At 71.7% G+C, this 16,243-nt stretch carries 16 protein-coding genes and 1 pseudogene; 10 read left to right on the top strand and 7 right to left on the bottom strand.

The window, feature by feature from the left end; translation table 11 throughout:
* Positions 1 to 3 precede the first annotated feature (3 nt).
* Genes ABG090_RS09380 through ABG090_RS09350 form a run of 7 tightly spaced genes read left to right on the top strand, consistent with a single transcriptional unit; the run spans position 4 to position 6,472 of the window.
* Positions 4 to 1,533: an AMP-binding protein gene (locus tag ABG090_RS09380; protein ID WP_347754217.1), complete on the top strand. Its 1,530-nt coding sequence runs from the start codon at positions 4 to 6 to the stop codon at positions 1,531 to 1,533.
* On the top strand, positions 1,530 to 2,231 hold the full coding sequence (locus tag ABG090_RS09375) for a TetR/AcrR family transcriptional regulator (RefSeq protein ID WP_347754216.1): 702 nt from the start codon (positions 1,530 to 1,532) through the stop codon (positions 2,229 to 2,231). Before ABG090_RS09380 ends, ABG090_RS09375 begins: the two co-directional genes overlap by 4 nt.
* On the top strand, positions 2,228 to 2,974 hold the full coding sequence (locus ABG090_RS09370) for a 3-hydroxybutyrate dehydrogenase (protein ID WP_347754215.1): 747 nt from the start codon (positions 2,228 to 2,230) through the stop codon (positions 2,972 to 2,974). Before ABG090_RS09375 ends, ABG090_RS09370 begins: the two co-directional genes overlap by 4 nt.
* On the top strand, positions 2,971 to 4,020 hold the full coding sequence (locus ABG090_RS09365) for an alpha/beta hydrolase (RefSeq protein ID WP_347754214.1): 1,050 nt from the start codon (positions 2,971 to 2,973) through the stop codon (positions 4,018 to 4,020). Before ABG090_RS09370 ends, ABG090_RS09365 begins: the two co-directional genes overlap by 4 nt.
* Positions 4,020 to 4,790, top strand: a complete 771-nt coding sequence (locus ABG090_RS09360) for a CoA transferase subunit A (RefSeq protein ID WP_347754213.1) — start codon at positions 4,020 to 4,022, stop codon at positions 4,788 to 4,790. The genes ABG090_RS09365 and ABG090_RS09360 overlap by 1 nt, the downstream gene beginning before the upstream one ends.
* Positions 4,791 to 4,802: 12 nt before the next feature.
* Positions 4,803 to 5,432: a CoA transferase subunit B gene (locus tag ABG090_RS09355; RefSeq protein WP_347754212.1), complete on the top strand. Its 630-nt coding sequence runs from the start codon at positions 4,803 to 4,805 to the stop codon at positions 5,430 to 5,432.
* Positions 5,429 to 6,472, top strand: coding sequence for an alpha/beta fold hydrolase (locus ABG090_RS09350; protein WP_347754211.1), 1,044 nt, complete (start codon positions 5,429 to 5,431; stop codon positions 6,470 to 6,472). Before ABG090_RS09355 ends, ABG090_RS09350 begins: the two co-directional genes overlap by 4 nt.
* Positions 6,473 to 6,712: 240 nt before the next feature.
* Here ABG090_RS09350 and ABG090_RS09345 read toward each other — a convergent pair.
* From ABG090_RS09345 to ABG090_RS09325, 5 genes and pseudogenes are all read right to left on the bottom strand, one after another.
* Positions 6,713 to 6,907 (bottom strand): annotated as a pseudogene (locus ABG090_RS09345) (GIY-YIG nuclease family protein); the annotation flags it as partial.
* Between the two features lie 227 nt (positions 6,908 to 7,134).
* Entirely contained in the window at positions 7,135 to 8,052 is a 918-nt protein-coding gene (locus ABG090_RS09340) for a glycine betaine ABC transporter substrate-binding protein (RefSeq protein WP_347754210.1), read from the bottom strand.
* 34 nt (positions 8,053 to 8,086) lie between these two features.
* Complete coding sequence (locus ABG090_RS09335; protein ID WP_347754209.1) at positions 8,087 to 9,040, bottom strand: proline/glycine betaine ABC transporter permease; 954 nt, start codon at positions 9,038 to 9,040, stop codon at positions 8,087 to 8,089.
* Entirely contained in the window at positions 9,030 to 10,295 is a 1,266-nt protein-coding gene (locus ABG090_RS09330; protein WP_347757579.1) for a glycine betaine/L-proline ABC transporter ATP-binding protein, read from the bottom strand. The genes ABG090_RS09335 and ABG090_RS09330 overlap by 11 nt, the downstream gene beginning before the upstream one ends.
* Positions 10,296 to 10,675: 380 nt before the next feature.
* On the bottom strand, positions 10,676 to 11,314 hold the full coding sequence (locus ABG090_RS09325) for an exonuclease domain-containing protein (protein ID WP_347754208.1): 639 nt from the start codon (positions 11,312 to 11,314) through the stop codon (positions 10,676 to 10,678).
* Between the two features lie 70 nt (positions 11,315 to 11,384).
* Here ABG090_RS09325 and ABG090_RS09320 point away from each other — a divergent pair, with 70 nt between their 5' ends.
* Positions 11,385 to 11,756, top strand: a complete 372-nt coding sequence (locus ABG090_RS09320) for an SseB family protein (RefSeq protein ID WP_347754207.1) — start codon at positions 11,385 to 11,387, stop codon at positions 11,754 to 11,756.
* A 33-nt stretch (positions 11,757 to 11,789) separates the two neighbouring features.
* Here ABG090_RS09320 and ABG090_RS09315 read toward each other — a convergent pair whose 3' ends face one another.
* Entirely contained in the window at positions 11,790 to 12,251 is a 462-nt protein-coding gene (locus ABG090_RS09315) for a DUF3515 domain-containing protein (RefSeq protein ID WP_347754206.1), read from the bottom strand.
* Between the two features lie 52 nt (positions 12,252 to 12,303).
* Between ABG090_RS09315 and thiL the strand changes: the two genes are divergently transcribed.
* Positions 12,304 to 13,326, top strand: coding sequence for a thiamine-phosphate kinase (gene thiL / locus ABG090_RS09310; RefSeq protein WP_347754205.1), 1,023 nt, complete (start codon positions 12,304 to 12,306; stop codon positions 13,324 to 13,326).
* A gap of 16 nt (positions 13,327 to 13,342) precedes the next feature.
* On the opposite strand, the gene rsmD is transcribed toward thiL, so the two are convergent.
* On the bottom strand, positions 13,343 to 13,915 hold the full coding sequence (rsmD, locus tag ABG090_RS09305; protein WP_347754204.1) for a 16S rRNA (guanine(966)-N(2))-methyltransferase RsmD: 573 nt from the start codon (positions 13,913 to 13,915) through the stop codon (positions 13,343 to 13,345).
* Between the two features lie 81 nt (positions 13,916 to 13,996).
* On the opposite strand from rsmD, the gene ABG090_RS09300 reads away from it, so the two are divergent.
* Positions 13,997 to 16,195, top strand: a complete 2,199-nt coding sequence (locus ABG090_RS09300; protein WP_347754203.1) for an ATP-dependent DNA helicase RecG — start codon at positions 13,997 to 13,999, stop codon at positions 16,193 to 16,195.
* Positions 16,196 to 16,243: the final 48 nt, after the last annotated feature.

The raw sequence follows: 16,243 nt of genomic DNA, 5'->3' as shown, positions 1-16,243 counted from the left end.
CAGATGGCACCCGATGCGACGACGCCGGGCCCGTTGACCCTGGGCCGATGGACGACCGACCGCGCCGCGACCGACTCCGCGCGCCCGGCGATCGTCGATCGCGGCGTCGTCGTCTCGTACGGCGAGCTCGAGGCGCGGGCGACGTCGCTCGCGCATGCGCTGGGCGAGGCCGGGCACGGCCGCGGGTCACGGATCGCCACCATCACCGGCTCCACGGCAGACCAGGTCGTGCTGCTGTTCGCCTGCGCCAAGGCCGGCGCCATGCTCGTGCCGCTCTCGTGGCGCCTCACCGCGGCAGAGCTGGCCGCGCAGCTGACGATCGCCGACCCCTCGCTGCTGCTGGTCGAGGACGACCACCGGCCCGTCGCCGAGGCGGCGCTCGCGCAGCGCGCCGACCACCGCATCCCCATCACCATGCTCGGCGCCGCGGGCGTCGAGCACCAGGTGCCGGAGGCGGCACGGCCGCTCGGCCACGGGAGCCCGGCCGACGACGACGGCCTGCTGATGCTCTTCACCTCCGGCACCACGAGTGCTCCGAAGGCGGTCGTGCTCACGCATGCGAACTGCGCGTGGGCGAACCTGGCGCTCTCGCGCGCGACGCCGCTCACGCCGGAGGACGTCGTGCTGCAGGTGCTGCCGCAGCATCACGTCGCCGGCTGGAACGTCCAGCCGCTGCTGGCGTGGTGGGTGGGCGCCCGCGTCGTGCTCGAGCGCACCTTCGACGCCGGGCGCGCGCTCGCGCTCATCGAGCGCCACCGCGTCACGGCGACCATGGGCGTGCCGACGACCTTCCGCGCCCTCATCCAGCACCCTGACTTCGCCGCGCGCGACCTGTCGAGCATCCGCACCGCCGTCGTCGGCGGCGGCATGCTCGATCCGCGCGCCGCCGAGCAGCTGCAGCAGCGCGGCATGCGCGTGCAGCAGGGCTACGGCCTCACCGAGGCGGCCCCCAACGTCACGCTCTGCCACGACGACTCCGATGCCGGCACCGTGGGCCGCGCCTACCCGCATGTCGACCTCGCGCTGCTCATCGACGATCGGGTCGTGCACGGACCCGGAGCGGGCGAGCTGCTCGTGCGCGGGCCGGCCGTCTTCCCCGGCTACTTCCGCGATCCCGAGGCGACCGCTGCGGCGATGCACGGGTCGTGGCTGCGCACCGGCGACCTCGTCGCGCGCGATGCCGCGGGCCGCATCCGCATCGTCGATCGGGTGAAGGACATCGTGCGATCCGGCGGCGAGTCGATCGCGCCGATCGAGGTCGAGCTGGCGCTGCTCGATCACCCCGCCGTGCACGACGCGGCCGTCGCGGGCGTGCCGAGCGAGCGCTGGGGCGAGGCGCTGGTCGCCTGGGTCGTGCTGGCGGAGCCGGTGGCAGACGCGGCGCTGCGCGCCCACCTGGACGGTCGCCTGGCCGACTTCAAGCACCCCAAGCGGTTCCTCGTCGTCGACGAGATTCCCCGCACCAGCAGCGGCAAGCCGCTCCGTCGTGCGCTCACGGCCGCTTTCGCGGCAGAGACGGCGGATGCCCCGTGAACCAGCCGAGGACGAAGCGCGGCGAGCAGACCAAGGCCAAGCTGCTGATCGCCGCCGAGGAGGTGTTCGCCGAGCAGGGCTACCAGGCCGCCTCGATCTCGCGGATCACCGACCGCGCAAGCGTCGCGCAGGGCACCTTCTACCTGTACTTCGCGTCGAAGCTGGATCTCTTCGAGCACCTGGTGGAGGACCTCAACCGGCGCGTGCGTGCAGCGATGAGCGACGGCGCCGCCCGCGGCCGCAACCGGGCGGAGGCCGAGCGCGAGGGCTTCCGTGAGTTCTTCGCCTTCACCGCCGAGCACCCCGCGCTCTACCGGGTGGTGCGTGAGGCCGAGTACGTCTCGCCCGGCGCCATGCGCAACCACTACGAGCGCATCGTCGAGGGCTACCGCGAGGGTCTGGCGCGAGCGAAGGCGAACGGCGAGATCGGCGACATCGACCCGGAGGTGGCCGCCTGGGCGCTCATGGGCGTCGGCGAGATGATCGGCATGCGCTACGTCCTGTGGCCGACCGCGGAGACTGGGGCCTACGGCACCGCCGCGACCTCCGTGCCGGATCATGTCTTCGATGAGATGGTCGCGTTCGTGCAGCGGGCCCTCGGCACCGCAGCGGACGCCCCGACGGCGGTGCACTCGACCAGTGCACATCCGGCCACCGATACCGTCGCGACCGCGACAGAGACCAAGGAGGACTCATGAGCACGCTCGCTGGACGCAGGGCTGTCATCACCGGCGGAGCCGCCGGCATCGGCGCCGCCATCGCTCGCGCGTTCGCCGCGGAGGGCGCCGAGGTGGTCATCGCCGACCGCGACGGTGCTGCCGCCCGGTCGCTCGCGACAGAGCTCGGCGGCGAGGCGTGGGAGGTCGACTTCCTCGACACCGCAGCCCTCGAGTCGCTCGAGCTGCGCGCCGACATCCTCGTGAACAACGCGGGCATCCAGCGCGTCGCCCCGATCGAGTCGTATGAGCCGCAGATGTGGCGCACGATCCACACGCTCATGCTCGAGGCGCCGTTCCTGCTGATCCGCGCGGCGCTGCCCGGCATGTACGAGCGAGGCTTCGGCCGCGTCATCAACCTCTCGAGCGTGCACGGCCTGCGCGCATCCGCCTTCAAGTCGGCGTACGTCGCCGCGAAGCACGGGCTCGAGGGCCTGTCGAAGGTGACCGCGCTCGAGGGTGCCCCGCACGGCGTCACCTCGAACTGCATCAACCCCGGCTACGTGAAGACCGCCCTGGTGGAGGCGCAGATCGCCGACCAGGCCGCGACGCACGGCATCCCGGAGGACGAGGTGCTCGAGAAGGTGATGCTCACCGAGGCTGCGATCAAGCGCCTGGTGGAGCCCGAGGAGGTCGCCTCGCTCGCCACCTGGCTCGCCGGCCCGCACGCCGGCATGGTCACCGGCACCTCGTACGTCATCGACGGCGGATGGAGCGCTCGATGACGGCACAGCCCGAGGTCGCCCTGCCCCGCAGCGGCGGCACCGAGACGCCGCTGCGCGTGCCGGTCGACGGCGGCGAGCTGGTCGCGACGCTGTGGAACGCCGACGCCCCCGGGGAGCCGGTGGTCGCCATCCACGGCATCACGGCGAACCACCGCTCGTTCACGCCGCTCGCTCGACGGCTGGATGCGCCGCTGCTCGCCGTCGACCTGCGCGGTCGCGGCGCCTCCCGCACCCTGCCCGCGCCCTTCGGGCTCGTGCAGCACGCGGAGGACGTCGCCGCCGCGATCCGGTACGCGGGGTTCGCGAGCGTGCGCGTCGTGGGGCACTCGATGGGCGGCTTCGTCGCCGTGCGGCTCGCGCACGCGCACCCGGAGCTCGTGAGCTCGATGCTGCTGGTCGACGGCGGTCTGCCGCTGCCACCGGCGCCGGAGGGCTCGGCGCAGTCGCCGGAGGATCTGCTGGGCCCGGCCATCGAGCGCCTCACGATGCACTTCGCCTCGAACGACGCCTACCGCGACTTCTGGCGCGAGCACCCGGCATTCGGGCCCTACTGGAGCACCGCGATCGAGGAGTACGTCGACTACGACCTGGTCGAGGTCGCCACGCCCGGCACCGGCGAGACAGTGTTGCGGCCATCGGCGAACCCCGACGCGGTGGTCGCGAACCTGGTCGAGCTCGACGGCCGCGACGGCTACACCGAGGCGCTGCTCTCGCTCACCACGCCGACCGCGATGCTGCGCAGCCCTCGGGGCCTGTTCGACGAGCCGCCCGGGCTCTACGATGACGCATGGATCGCGGCCTGGAGGGCACGCCTGCCGGCGCTCTCGATCACGGACATCGAGCACACGAACCACTACACGATCCTCATGGGCGAGGGCGTGGATGCGGTGGCCGAGGCGCTCAGGCGCCTCACCTCCGTGAGCGAGACAGATGCAGGCGGTACGCCCGCCGCCCAGACAGATGCAGGCGGCACGCCCGCCGCCCAGGCACATGCAGGCGGCACGCCCGCCGCCCAGACACACGCAGAGCAGAAGGAGGCACGCTGATGGCGATCGACAAGACCTATGCGTCCGCGGCGGAAGCAGTCGCGGACATCCCCGAGGGCGCCACGCTCGCCGTCGGCGGCTTCGGGCTCTCCGGCAACCCGATGGCGCTCATCCGGGCGCTCGAGGAGCGCGGCGTGAGCGGCCTCAAGGTCGTCTCCAACAACTGCGGCGTCGACGACTGGGGCCTCGGCCTGCTGCTCCGCAACGGGCAGATCGACAAGATGACCTCTTCCTACGTGGGTGAGAACAAGGAGTTCGAGCGCCGCTACCTCACGGGCGAGCTCGAGCTCGAGCTCACGCCGCAGGGCACGCTCGCCGAGAAGCTGCGCGCCGGCGGCGCGGGCATCGGCGCCTTCTACACCCGCACGGGGGTCGGCACCCAGGTCGCCGAGGGCGGCCTGCCGCAGCGCTATAACGCCGACGGCTCCGTCGCGAAGGCCTCGGAGCCCAAGCCCACCGCGACCTTCGACGTGAACGGCGAGGCGAAGGAGTTCGTGCTCGAGGAGGCCATCACCACCGACTTCTCGCTCGTGCATGCGCTGCGCGGCGACCGGCACGGCAACCTCGTCTTCAACAAGGCCGCCCGGCAGTTCTCGCCGCCCGCCGCGATGGCCGGCCGCATCTGCATCGCGCAGGTCGAGGAGCTCGTCGAGCCCGGCGAGATCGACCCGGATGCCGTGCATCTGCCCGGCGTGTTCGTGCACCGGATCATCGAGGTCGGCACCGACATCGAGAAGCGCATCGAGCGCCGCACGGTCACCGAGCAGTAGAGGAGAGCTGAGATGGCACTGACACGCAATGAGATGGCCGCCCGCGCGGCGCAGGAGCTCGACGACGGCATGTACGTCAACCTCGGCATCGGGCTGCCGACGCTCGTGCCCAACTACGTGCCCGACGACGTCACCGTCGTGCTGCAGAGCGAGAACGGCATCCTCGGCGTCGGCCCCTACCCGACCGAGGAGCACGTCGACCCGGATCTGATCAACGCCGGCAAGGAGACGGTGACGACGCTGCCTGGCACGTCGTTCTTCGACTCCGCCACGTCGTTCGCCATGATCCGCGGCGGCAAGATCGACGCGGCGATCCTGGGCGCCATGCAGGTCTCTGCCGCGGGCGACATCGCCAACTGGATGATCCCCGGCAAGATGGTCAAGGGCCCCGGCGGTGCGATGGATCTCGTGCACGGCGCCGCCCGCGTGATCGTGCTCATGGAGCACGTCGCGAAGGACGGCACGCCGAAGATCGTCGACGAGTGCTCGCTGCCCCTCACGGGCAAGGGCGTCGTCGATCGCATCGTCACCGACCTGGCCGTGCTCGACGTCACGCCCGAGGGGCTACGACTGGTCGAGCTGGCGCCGGGCGTCACGCTCGAGGAAGTGCGTGAGAAGACCGAGCCGGAGATCCTCGCGTGACGACGATCCTGGACGGCATCGAGGCCGCCACCGTCACAACCGATCGACTGACCGCATCCGTGCTCCGCCGCGATGCCGGCGAGGGCACGCCGGTCGTGCTCATCCACGGCAACGTGTCGTCGTCGCTGTTCTTCCAGCCGCTGATGCTGGCGCTGCCGCGACCGTCGATCGCGATCGACCTGCGCGGCTTCGGCGACAGCGAGACGCTGCCGGTCGACGCGACGCGCGGCCTGCGCGACTTCTCGGAGGATGTCGCATCGGTGCTGGATGCGCTCGGCATCGCGAGCGCGCACATCCTCGGCTGGTCGATGGGCGGCGGCGTCGTGCTGCAGCTGCTGCTCGACCGGCCCGATCTGGTGCGTTCGCTGACGCTGCAGGCGCCGCTGCCGCCGCAGGGCTTCGGCACGCGGCTCGACGGGTCGTTGTGCACGCCGGATGCTGCAGGCACCGGCGGCGGGGGAGCGAACGGCGACTTCGTCGCACGACTCGCGGCCGGCGACACCACGGCCGATGAGCCCTCGAGCCCGCGCAGCGTCTACCGCAGCAGCTACGTCGCACCCGGCTTCCAGGATGAGCACGAGGACCTGTGGGTCGAGTCGATGCTGACGACGAAGACCGGCGACGACAACTATCCCGGCGATGGCGTGCCCTCCGAGTCGTGGCCGGGATTCGCGGCGGGCGACCGCGGCATCCTGAACGCCATGTCGGCGAAGCACCTCGACCTGACCGGCATCGTCAATGTGGCTGAGAAGCCGGCGATCCTGTGGCTGCGCGGCGCGCACGACGCCATCGTCGGCGACGAGTCGTTCTTCGACTTCCACACGCTCGGCAAGCACGGCATCGTGCCCGGGTGGCCCGGCGAGGACGCCGCGCCGCCGCAGCCGATGGTGGCGCAGACGCGGGCAGTGCTCGAGCGGTACGCCGAGAACGGCGGCAGCTACCGTGAGGTCGTCTTCGAGAACGCGGGCCACTCGCCCCACCTCGAGGACCCGGAGCGCTTCCGCACCCTCCTCCTGGAACACCTCGCCGCCACCGACTAGCGCCCCGTAGTTCGAGGCACACCTACCCCCGTAGGGTCTCGTGACGCGTGCGGCTGCGCCGCCCGCTCCTCGACCGGCGAGCAATCCGTAGGTCGAGGAGCGCTCGCCGGAGGCGCGCGCGTCACGAGACCGGTCGTGAGTCATTTCCGCTCCGCCGCGCCCTCGCATCCTTCGACCGCGACCCGACCCTGGGCGTTGCTCAGCGCGTCCCTCGATCAGCATCCGTCGCTTGCGCCGGCTCCAACCCTGCACCTGCTTCGCGGCGGCGTACGCCTCGTCGATGCGCTCGAACCATGCCGAGTACACGAGCCGTACGGGCCGTCGACGCTTCGTGTACGTGGCGCCCGTGCCGTCGCTGTGCTGGGCGAGCCGGCGCTCGAGGTCCCAGGTACTGCCGACGTAGTAGGAGCCATCGGCGCACTCGAGGATGTACATGTACGGCATCGGTGCAGGATGGCCGAGCGCGGCTGCGGTCGGGGAACGGAGACGGGGCGCTGTGGATGCCGCAGGTTGGTTCCGGTCTCGTGACGCGCACGGGCTGCGCCCGGGCGCTCCTCGACCTACGGGGTGGGGAGGGGCTGCGGCGGGCGCTCCTCGAGCTGCGGGACGGGAGAGGGCCCCGCATCCGGCTGGATGCGGGGCCCTCGGCGTCGAGCGGAGTGTTACTCCGTGGCCGTCAGGCCGTCGACGTACTCCTGGTTCGCTTCGATCCAGTCCTCGACGATGTCCTCGTAGTCGCTGGCGTCAGCGTCGCTGTTGAACATCTCGTTCTCGAGCGAGAAGAGCAGCTCCGAGTCCATCTTGAAGGCCTGCAGCCACTGCGTGAGCTGCGGGTAGTCCTCTTCGAAGCCGGCGCGGGCGATCGAGTGGATGCCCTCCGCGTCGCCGAGCGTGCCCTCGGGGTCCTCGAGGTCGCGGATCGGGAACTCGTCGTATGCCCAGTGCGGACGCCAGAGCGTCACGACGATGTTCTCGTCGGCGTCGATCGCCGAGCTCAGCTCTGCGAGCATCGCGGGCGTCGACGAGGTGACGAACTCCATACCGTCGAGGCCGTAGGTCGGGATGACCTCGTCCTGCGTCGCGGCCGTCAGGCCGGCGCCCGGCTCGATGCCGACGATGCGGTTGTCGAAGGCGTCGGCGTTGTCGGCGAGCTCCTCGATCGACGTGATCGGGGCGTTCTCGTTCACCGCGAGCGTGAGCACGGCGTCGTCGTTCCAGGAGCCGAGGTCTACGAGGTCCTCGCCGAACTCCTCCATGTAGTCGGCGTGCGTCATCGGCAGCCAGCCGTCGAGCGCCACGTCGTAGTCGCCGCTGGCGATGCCAGCGAAGACGGGGCCGGCGTCGGCGTACTCGAGCTCGACGTCGTAGCCCTGCTCCTCGAGCACGGCCTGCCACAGGAACGAGGCGGCCTCGCCCTCGGGCCACCCGTTGAAGACACCGATCGTCAGATCAGTCATGTCCGAGGTGGCCCCGCCGCCACCCTCGGGAGCCTCCGGCTCCGAGTCGGCTGCCGAGCAGCCTGCCAGTGCGAGCGCACCGACTGCCGCGAGTGCGGTGCCTCGAATGAATCGCTTGTGCATCGTTCGTCCTCTCTCGTTTCGTGTCATGTGTCCATCAACGACCGCTGGGGACGGCCGCTTCGGTCTGAGGAGCCGCCGCAGCGGCCGTGTCGTTCGCCGTGATCGCGCCTGCGCCGGCTGCCGCCCGGCGGGACCGGGCGCGTGCGATCGGGCTGTGCTCCTGCAGGCTGCCCAGCGCATTGGTCATGCGGTCGAGCACGATCGCGAGGATCACCACGGACAGCCCTGCCTCGGCACCGAGTCCGACATCGATGCGCTGCAGCGACTGCACGATCGGCTGGCCCAGGCCACCTGCACCGACCATGGCGGCGATGACGACCATCGACAGCGACAGCATGATGATCTGGTTGACGCCGGTCATGATGGTCGGCAGCGCGAGGGGCAGCTGGATCTGACGCAGGATGCGGCCCGGCGAGGCGCCGAAGGCGGTGCCGGCCTCGACGATCTCCGCGTCCACACCGCGGATGCCGAGCTCGGTCAAGCGCACGCCAGGTGCCATCGCGAACGCGATGGTGGCGATGATGCCGGGCACGACGCCGATGTTGAACAGGATGATCGCCGGGATCAGGTAGACGAAGGCGGGCATCGTCTGCAGGAAGTCGAGGACCGGGCGCACGAGCGTCGAGACCGTGTCGTTGCGCGCGGCCCAGATGCCGAGCGGGATCGCGATCAGCAGGGCGAAGAGTGCAGCGACGAGCGTCAGCGCGAGCGTCGCCATCGCGTTGTCCCACTGGTTCACGAAGACGATCACGAACAGCCCGACGATGGTGCCGACGCCCATCTTCCAGCCGCGCACCGCGAAGGCGAGCGCAGCCAGGATGAGGATCATCACGATCGCCGGCGGCTCGATGAGCACGAACTCGACGACGTCGTACAGCCACTGCACGATCGTCTTGATGATCGAGAAGAGGATGGCCGCGTTGGCGGTGATCCAATCGACGGCACCCTCGACCCAGTCGCCGAGCGGAAGGCGGAGATCATCGAACATCGGGAACCTCCGTGGCGTCGAGCGTCTGGGTGACGAGCTGCGGATCGATCGCCGGTGGGATGTCGATCACGGTGAACTCCGAGGTGTCGGTCGAGACGTTGCCGAGCGCGGCGAGCAGCAGCACGCGCGGCACGATGCCGAGCAGCCGCTCGTCCGCGTCGACCACCGCGATCGGCAGACCGCTCGTGATGGCGAGCTCCGGCAGATCCGACAGGCTGGTGTCGGGGCTGACCGTCGGCACGGTGGCGTCGATGAGCTTCGCGAGGTCGGTCTCGCCCTGCTGGATGGCGCGCAGCACCTCGCGGTCCTTCACGGCACCGAGCACCTTGCGGCCCGTGCCGGTGACGAGGAGCCCCGAGATCTGCATGTCGCGCATGATCTTGAGCGCACCGCGCGGACCCATGGTGACCGGCACGGCAGCGGCGGGCGGCTCCATGACGCTCGCGGCGGTGAGCACACGGGTGCGGTCGACGTCCTGCACGAACTGGGCCACGTAGTCGTTGGCCGGGTCGGTCAGGATGTCCTCCGGCGTGCCGATCTGCACGATGCGGCCATCGCGCATGACCGCGATCCGGTCGCCGAGGAACATCGCCTCGTTGAGGTCGTGCGTGATGAAGACGATGGTCTTACCGAGCTCGGCCTGCAGCTCGACGAGCTGCTCCTGCATCTCGCGGCGGATGAGCGGGTCGAGCGCACTGAACGCCTCGTCCATGAGCAGCACCGGGGTGTCGGCGCAGAGCGCCCTGGCGATGCCGACGCGCTGCTGCATGCCGCCGGAGAGCTCGCTCGGGAAGCGGTTCTCCCAGCCATCGAGCCCGACGCGACCGATCACGGTGCGCGCCAGCTCGAGCCGGCGCTCGCGGTCGACGCCCTGGATCTCGAGGCCGTACGCGACGTTCTCGAGCACGGTGCGGTGGGGGAGGAGGGCGAAGTGCTGGAAGACCATCGACACCTGCGAGCGGCGCACGGCGCGCAGTCGCTTCGGTTCGATTCCGGTGACGGGAGCGCCCTCGATCTCGACCGATCCGCTGGTGGCCTCGAGAAGCCCGTTCAACATGCGGATCAGCGTCGACTTGCCCGAGCCGGACAGGCCCATGACCACGAAGATCTCGCCGCGCTTGACGTCGAAGGAGGCATCGATCACTGCGGCGGTGCCGAGCTTGGCCACCTCTTCGCGGGCGGCGCCCTGCTCGAGTCGGGCGGCGGCCTCCTTGGCGCGCTTGCCGAACACCTTCGTCAGGTGCTCGACACGCACGACGATGTCGTCGTCGACGACGGGCTCATCGCCTCTCGCGCGGGGTTCGCTCACGTTCGCTCCTGTCGCCCCATCGGGGTCTCAGTCGTGGACGGGTGCGGCCGCACAGGCGGTGTTCGTCTGCCGTTTGCGAGAGACGAGCTCAGTCGCGAAGCGGCACCATACGTACGCCGACATGGGGTCGCCAGCGTCCGCGTCCTTGGGGGATCGGACAGCCGGAACAGCTGACCAAGGAACGACGTTACCGAAAGCCAGAATCTGGCGTTTGATCGTCGCGCCGGCGGCAGGGCAGGATTCCGCGGAATGTCGCGGATCTTGCGTCACGCGTCCGCGCCGATCGTAATGGCTTCGTTATGGCGTGGGGGACAAGAGCGGCTTGCTCACTGCCACCAGGGCCGCTCGCGCTGGGCAGCGCGACGCCGCGCCTCGAGCTCGCGCACGGCTTCGTGACGCTCCCCGATCTCATGGATCGCCGAGACGCAGCACGCGACGAGCTGCGTGATGTCGTCGACTTCGTGCCGCCGCGCCGCGCCGATGATGATCGCGGCGCAGGCCTCGGCGTCGCCCGCCGCATCGTGGTGCCGAAAGTCGTCGAAGCCCGCCGCCAGCGCCGCCACCGGCAGCCGGTAGGACTCGAGCGCATAGGTCTTGCGCGCGATGCGCAGCGAGTCGGTCCAGCGCATGTCGGGGACAGGCAGCAGCGACGCCTTCGCCGCGGCCCGCATCACGCCCTTGTCGAAGCCGGCGTTGTGGGCGACGTAGACGTCGTCGCCCCCGAACGCCAGGATCTCCCGCTGCGTCGCCGCCCAGTCGGGCGCGCCGAGCACGTCGGCCTGCCGAATGCCGTGGATCTTGACGTTCCACTCCCAGAACTCGTCGTAGGGAGCCGGGGGCCGGATGAGCGTCGACCAGCGCTCGACGATCATGCCGTCGCGCACCTTGACGAGACCGACCGCGCACGCCGATGCCGCATTGCCATTGGCGGTCTCGAAATCGATCGCGGTGAAGTCGAGCGCCATGTGTTCATCCTCGCAGGGCCCGCCCACACGCAGCGCCAGTGCGCCGCGTGCGTCTGCCAGCATGGACGGCATGGCCAACCCCACCCTCGACGCGCTGCAGACCATCGACACCACCGATCACGCCGGCGCGTGGGCGATCGTGCGCGACGCCGTGCTCGTGGTGCCGGCGGTGGTCGAGAACCCGCGCGATCCGGGATCCGGCAAGTTCCTGGTGCTGCCGCACCGCGACATGCAGCTGGTGGTGGCGTTCACGGCCACCGCTCGCATCGGCGGCTTCGCGACCCGAACGCGCAACCACCTGCAGCTCACCGGCGCCGAGCTCGCCGCCGGCATCCCCGCGGGTCACGCGATCGTGCTCGACCCCGGCCACGACGACGGGCGCGTGTTCCTGCCGGAGGTCATCGCGGCCGACGCGCAGCCCGAGGCACCCGCGGGCGACTGACGTCCAGCCTCCGCCCGCGCTGCCGGCGAGCGCCTAGGTGCAGGCGCCCACCTGCTCCGTGCGCTCCACGGAGCCCGACACCGCGTCGAGCGCGGTCGCACCCGTGACGAGCGTCGTGTCGATGACGACCTCGGTCGCCGGCTCGCGCCCGTAGGAGACGAAGGTGAACACGCCCTCCTCCTGCGCCACCTGCAGCCAGTCGACGCCGCCGACGGAGACGCACTGCTGCGTCGACGGCGCCGGCGCGGGCATGCCGCAGCGCAGCGTGACCGCGCTCGGGTCGCCCCAGGCGGCGGTGCCCTGCGCGGTGGTGGCGCGTCGCTCGAGCGCCGCAACACCGGCCCCGCCCCCGATCGACTCGGGCAGCGTCACGATGACCTCGGCGCACTCGGGATCCGACGCCTCGTCAGCGGGCGGCAGCGAGACCGCCCTCGCGCATCCGGTGAGGGCCAGCAGGGCCAGTGCGGTGGCGGCGAAGAAGCGGATGCGAGGCACCGGACGAGCCTATCGATCACCGCGAGGGCCGCCTGAGGCTAGCGTTGCCGTCATGGACGACCCCACGCTGCACGAGGCCGGCGAGCTCGAGGCGCTGCGCCGATTCCTGCCGCTGCTGCCGGTCGGGGACGTGACCGACATCGGCCCGGGCGACGACGCCGCGGTGGTGCGCGCCGCCGACGGGCGCTTCGTCGTGACGACCGACACCATGCTCGAGGGCGCCGACTTCCGGCTCGGCTGGTCGTCCTGGCACGACCTGGGCTGGAAGGCCATCGCGACCAACCTGATCGACGTCGCCGCCATGGGCGCCCGCCCGACGTCGCTCGTGGTGGCACTGGCGGTCGCGCCGTCCACCCGGGTGTCGGCGCTCGAGGCGTTCGCCCGCGGCATGGCCGATGCGATCGCCGAGATGGCGCCCGGCTGCGGCGTCGTCGGCGGCGACCTCGGCACCGCGCCGCACGCGACCATCGCCGTCACCGCGTTCGGCGATCTCGCCGGCCGTGCCCCGGTGCTGCGGTCGGGGGCGAGGGCGACGGATGCGGTGTGGTGCGTCGGCGGTCTCGGCCTTGCAGCCACGGGGCTGCGGCTGCTCTTCTCGCAGGCGCAGGATGAGGCGGCGCAGCCGGTGGGCGAGGCTGCCGAGCGGCTGCGCACCGGCGCGCATGGCCGCGCGGTCGCCGCGCAGGTCGCGACGGTGTCGCCCATCGCCGCCGGCACCCTGCTGCGCGACCTGGGCGCCACCGCGATGCTCGACGTCTCCGACGGCCTCTCGCTCGACGCGGCGCGCATCGCGCGTGCATCCGGTGTGCGCATCGCCCTCGATCGCGCCGGCGTCGAAGGCGCCGCCCACGAGGCGCTGGCGCTGGGCGCAACCCTGGAGGCGGCGCTCCACGGCGGCGAGGATCACGCGCTGCTGTGCACGCTGCCGGGCGACGTCACCCCGCCGGCCGAACTGGCCGGCCACCCGGTGCACCGGCTCGGCCGCGTCGAGCCGCTCGCCGAGGGAGCGCCCGCCGGGGTCACGCTCGACGGCGCGCCGCTCGAGCCGCGCGGCTGGGATCCCTACCGGGCGTAGTCAGCAGCACGCGTCGTCAGCGGTCGGCAGGGGCGCCGACGGTCGTCAGGTAGTGCAGGCGGGTGTCGCCGTAGTCGCGCGTGCGCTCGACCTCGAGGTCACCGGGCGGATCGAGCGGCCCCGCCTTGCGCGCGCGCTCGACGACGACCGTCGCCGGGTGCTGCAGCAGCGGTGCGAGGTCGATGAGCACCGCATCGAGCTCGCCGTCCGGCAGGTCGTAGGGCGGGTCGATGAAGACCAGGTCGAAGCTGCGGCCGGATCGGTGCAGGAACTGCGTGGCCGCCACCGGCTCCACGAGCGCCAGCGCGGCGCCGGAGGCCGCGACCGCCGTCGCATTCCGCTGCGCGACCTTCGCGGCCGCCTTGTCGCGCTCCACGAGCACGACCGACTCGGCGCCCCGGCTGGCGGCCTCCAGCCCCAGCGCGCCGGAGCCGGCGAAGAGGTCGAGCACCCGGGCACCATCGCATTCGCTGCGCGCGTCGAGCGCGCTGAACATCGCCTCGCGCACCCGCTCCGCCGTCGGGCGGGTGCCGCGCACCGGCACGTGCAGGCGCACGCCGCCGGCGAGGCCTCCGATGATCCGCGTCATGCGATCATCTTCGCGCATCCGGAACCTGCGCAGCACGCAGGATGGCCGCCGACAGTGGGCGGCCCGACGTACCCTGGCTCCGTGGCGACGAAGGATGCGAGCGGCTCCGCCCTGCCCGACGGGCTGCAGCGGCCGCTCGAGCGCGTGCTCGGGAAGGGCCCCGCGGGCAAGCTCGAGCGCGCGTTCGGCATGACGACGCTCGGCGATCTGGTCTGGCACCTGCCGCGCCGCTACGCGAAGCGCGGCGAGCTGACTGAGCTCGCGAGCCTCGTGCCGGGCGAGCACGTGACGGTCGTCGCCCGCGTCGCCTCCGTCGAGCACCGCGATCTGCAGCGCGACCAGCGGGGCCGACCGCGCACCCTCACCCGCGTGACCATCACCGACGGCGAGAGCGAGCTCGAGCTCGCCTTCTTCAACCAGCGATGGCGCGGCGAGCAGCTGCGCCAGGACATCACGGCGCTCTGCTCCGGCACCGTCGGCGTCTACCAGGACAAGCGCCAGCTGGCCCACCCCGATGTGGAGCTGTTCGACGAGGCGGAGGGCATCGACGCGGAGCAGTGGGCGAATCAGCCCGTGCCGATCTACCCCGCGACCGCCACCCTCCCGACCACCAAGGTGCAGGCGCTCGTCGCGCTCGCGCTCGACGCGCTCGGCGAGGTGCCCGACCCGGTGCCGGCGGCGGTGCGCTCGGAGCACTCGCTCCTGCCGCTGACCGAGGCGCTGCGCATGGCGCACGCGCCCAAGCTCGAGCAGGAGGCCTACCGCGCGCGCCACTCGCTCGCCTGGCACGAGGCCTTCCTGCTGCAGACCTACCTGCTGGCCACGCGCGACTGGTTCGACACGCTGCCGACCGCACCGCGGCATCCGGGCCCGCTGCTCGAGCGCTTCGACGCCGCGCTGCCGTGGCAGCTCACCGACGACCAGCGCCAGGCCGGGGAGGCGATCGCGGCCGATCTCGCGAGCGGCACCGCGATGCACCGGCTCGTGCAGGGCGAGGTCGGTTCCGGCAAGACGGTCGTCGCCACGCGCGCCATGCTCGCGGTCGCGGAGTCGGGCGGCCAGTCGGCGCTGCTCGCGCCCACCGAGGTGCTGGCCGTGCAGCACCTGCGCTCGATCACGCGCGCGCTCGGCCCGGAGCTCGCCGCCGAGCTGCAGCCGACGCTCCTCACCGGCCAGATGCCGGCGGCCGAGCGCAAGCGCGCCATGCTGCGGATCGCCGCGGGGCAGGCCCGCATCGTGGTCGGCACCCACGCGCTGCTGAGCGACAAGACCACGTTCGCCGAGCTCGCCCTCGTCGTCATCGACGAGCAGCACCGATTCGGCGTCGCCCAGCGCGAGGCCCTGCGCTCCAAGGGCCTCCACCCGCACACGCTCGTGCTCACCGCCACGCCCATCCCTCGTACGATCGCCATGACGGCGTTCGGCGACCTCGACGTCTCCACCATCCGATCGCTGCCCGCCGGGCGCAGCCCCATCCAGACCTTCGTGGTGGACAAGTCGAATGCCGGCGTCTTCAACCGCATCTGGCATCGGATGCGGGAGGAGCTCGAGGGCGGCAGGCAGGCCTTCGTCGTCTGCCCGGCGATCTCGCCCGGCACGCTCGAGGGCATCGAGCCGCGCAGCGATGCCGAGGGGGATGCGCCCGCCGACGCCGCCCAGGCGGTGGTCGTCGACGACGTGATGACGACGCTGCGACAGCTGCGCACCAGCCCGGCGCTCGAGAGCCGCAGGATCGAGCAGCTCACGGGCGCGATGTCCACCGAGGAGAAGGATGCGGTGATGACCGCGTTCCGTGCCGGCGAGATCGACGTGGTCGTCGCCACCACGGTGATCGAGGTCGGCGTGGACGTGCCCAACGCGACCATGATGGTGGTGCTGTCGGCAGACCGCTTCGGCGTCTCGCAGCTGCATCAGCTGCGCGGCCGCGTCGGCCGCGGCGAGCACGCGGGCCTGTGCATGCTCGTCACCTCGACCGATCCCGAGAGCGACGCGCGCGTGCGACTCGACGCCGTCGCGGGCACGCTCGACGGCTTCGAGCTCGCGGAGGTCGACCTCGAGCAGCGCGGGGAGGGCGACGTGCTGGGCGTGGCGCAGTCGGGCGGGCGCAGCGGGCTCAAGGTGCTGCGGGTCGCGCGCGACGGCGGCATCATCGAGGCCGCCCGCGACGCGGCGCAGCGGGTGCTCGCCGACGACCCGACGCTCGAGCGCCACGGCGCGCTGCGGCTGGCGGTGCACGCCAGGCTCGACCCCGACGCTCGCGCCGCCCTCGTCACCGCCTGACCCGCTCACGGGCGATCCCGGCCGCCGCCGGCAGGCACGACGCATAGC

Origin of the sequence: Agrococcus sp. ProA11, from assembly GCF_039880525.1 — a bacterium.
Classification (GTDB): domain Bacteria; phylum Actinomycetota; class Actinomycetes; order Actinomycetales; family Microbacteriaceae; genus Agrococcus; species Agrococcus chionoecetis.
Note: the sequence above shows the minus strand (reverse complement) of the source record. Positions and strands in the feature narration are given on the sequence as shown.

Bases quoted from the DNA above. Each gene is read 5' to 3' on its own strand.
- ABG090_RS09340 (WP_347754210.1), bottom strand. From the start codon at position 8,052: ATGCACAAGCGATTCATTCGAGGCACCGCACTCGCGGCAGTCGGTGCG.
- ABG090_RS09320 (WP_347754207.1), top strand. From the start codon at position 11,385: ATGGCCAACCCCACCCTCGACGCGCTGCAGACCATCGACACCACCGAT.
- ABG090_RS09365 (WP_347754214.1), top strand. From the start codon at position 2,971: ATGACGGCACAGCCCGAGGTCGCCCTGCCCCGCAGCGGCGGCACCGAG.
- ABG090_RS09370 (WP_347754215.1), top strand. From the start codon at position 2,228: ATGAGCACGCTCGCTGGACGCAGGGCTGTCATCACCGGCGGAGCCGCC.
- ABG090_RS09335 (WP_347754209.1), bottom strand. From the start codon at position 9,040: ATGTTCGATGATCTCCGCCTTCCGCTCGGCGACTGGGTCGAGGGTGCC.
- ABG090_RS09380 (WP_347754217.1), top strand. From the start codon at position 4: ATGGCACCCGATGCGACGACGCCGGGCCCGTTGACCCTGGGCCGATGG.
- thiL (WP_347754205.1), top strand. From the start codon at position 12,304: ATGGACGACCCCACGCTGCACGAGGCCGGCGAGCTCGAGGCGCTGCGC.
- ABG090_RS09360 (WP_347754213.1), top strand. From the start codon at position 4,020: ATGGCGATCGACAAGACCTATGCGTCCGCGGCGGAAGCAGTCGCGGAC.
- ABG090_RS09325 (WP_347754208.1), bottom strand. From the start codon at position 11,314: ATGGCGCTCGACTTCACCGCGATCGATTTCGAGACCGCCAATGGCAAT.
- ABG090_RS09355 (WP_347754212.1), top strand. From the start codon at position 4,803: ATGGCACTGACACGCAATGAGATGGCCGCCCGCGCGGCGCAGGAGCTC.
- rsmD (WP_347754204.1), bottom strand. From the start codon at position 13,915: ATGACGCGGATCATCGGAGGCCTCGCCGGCGGCGTGCGCCTGCACGTG.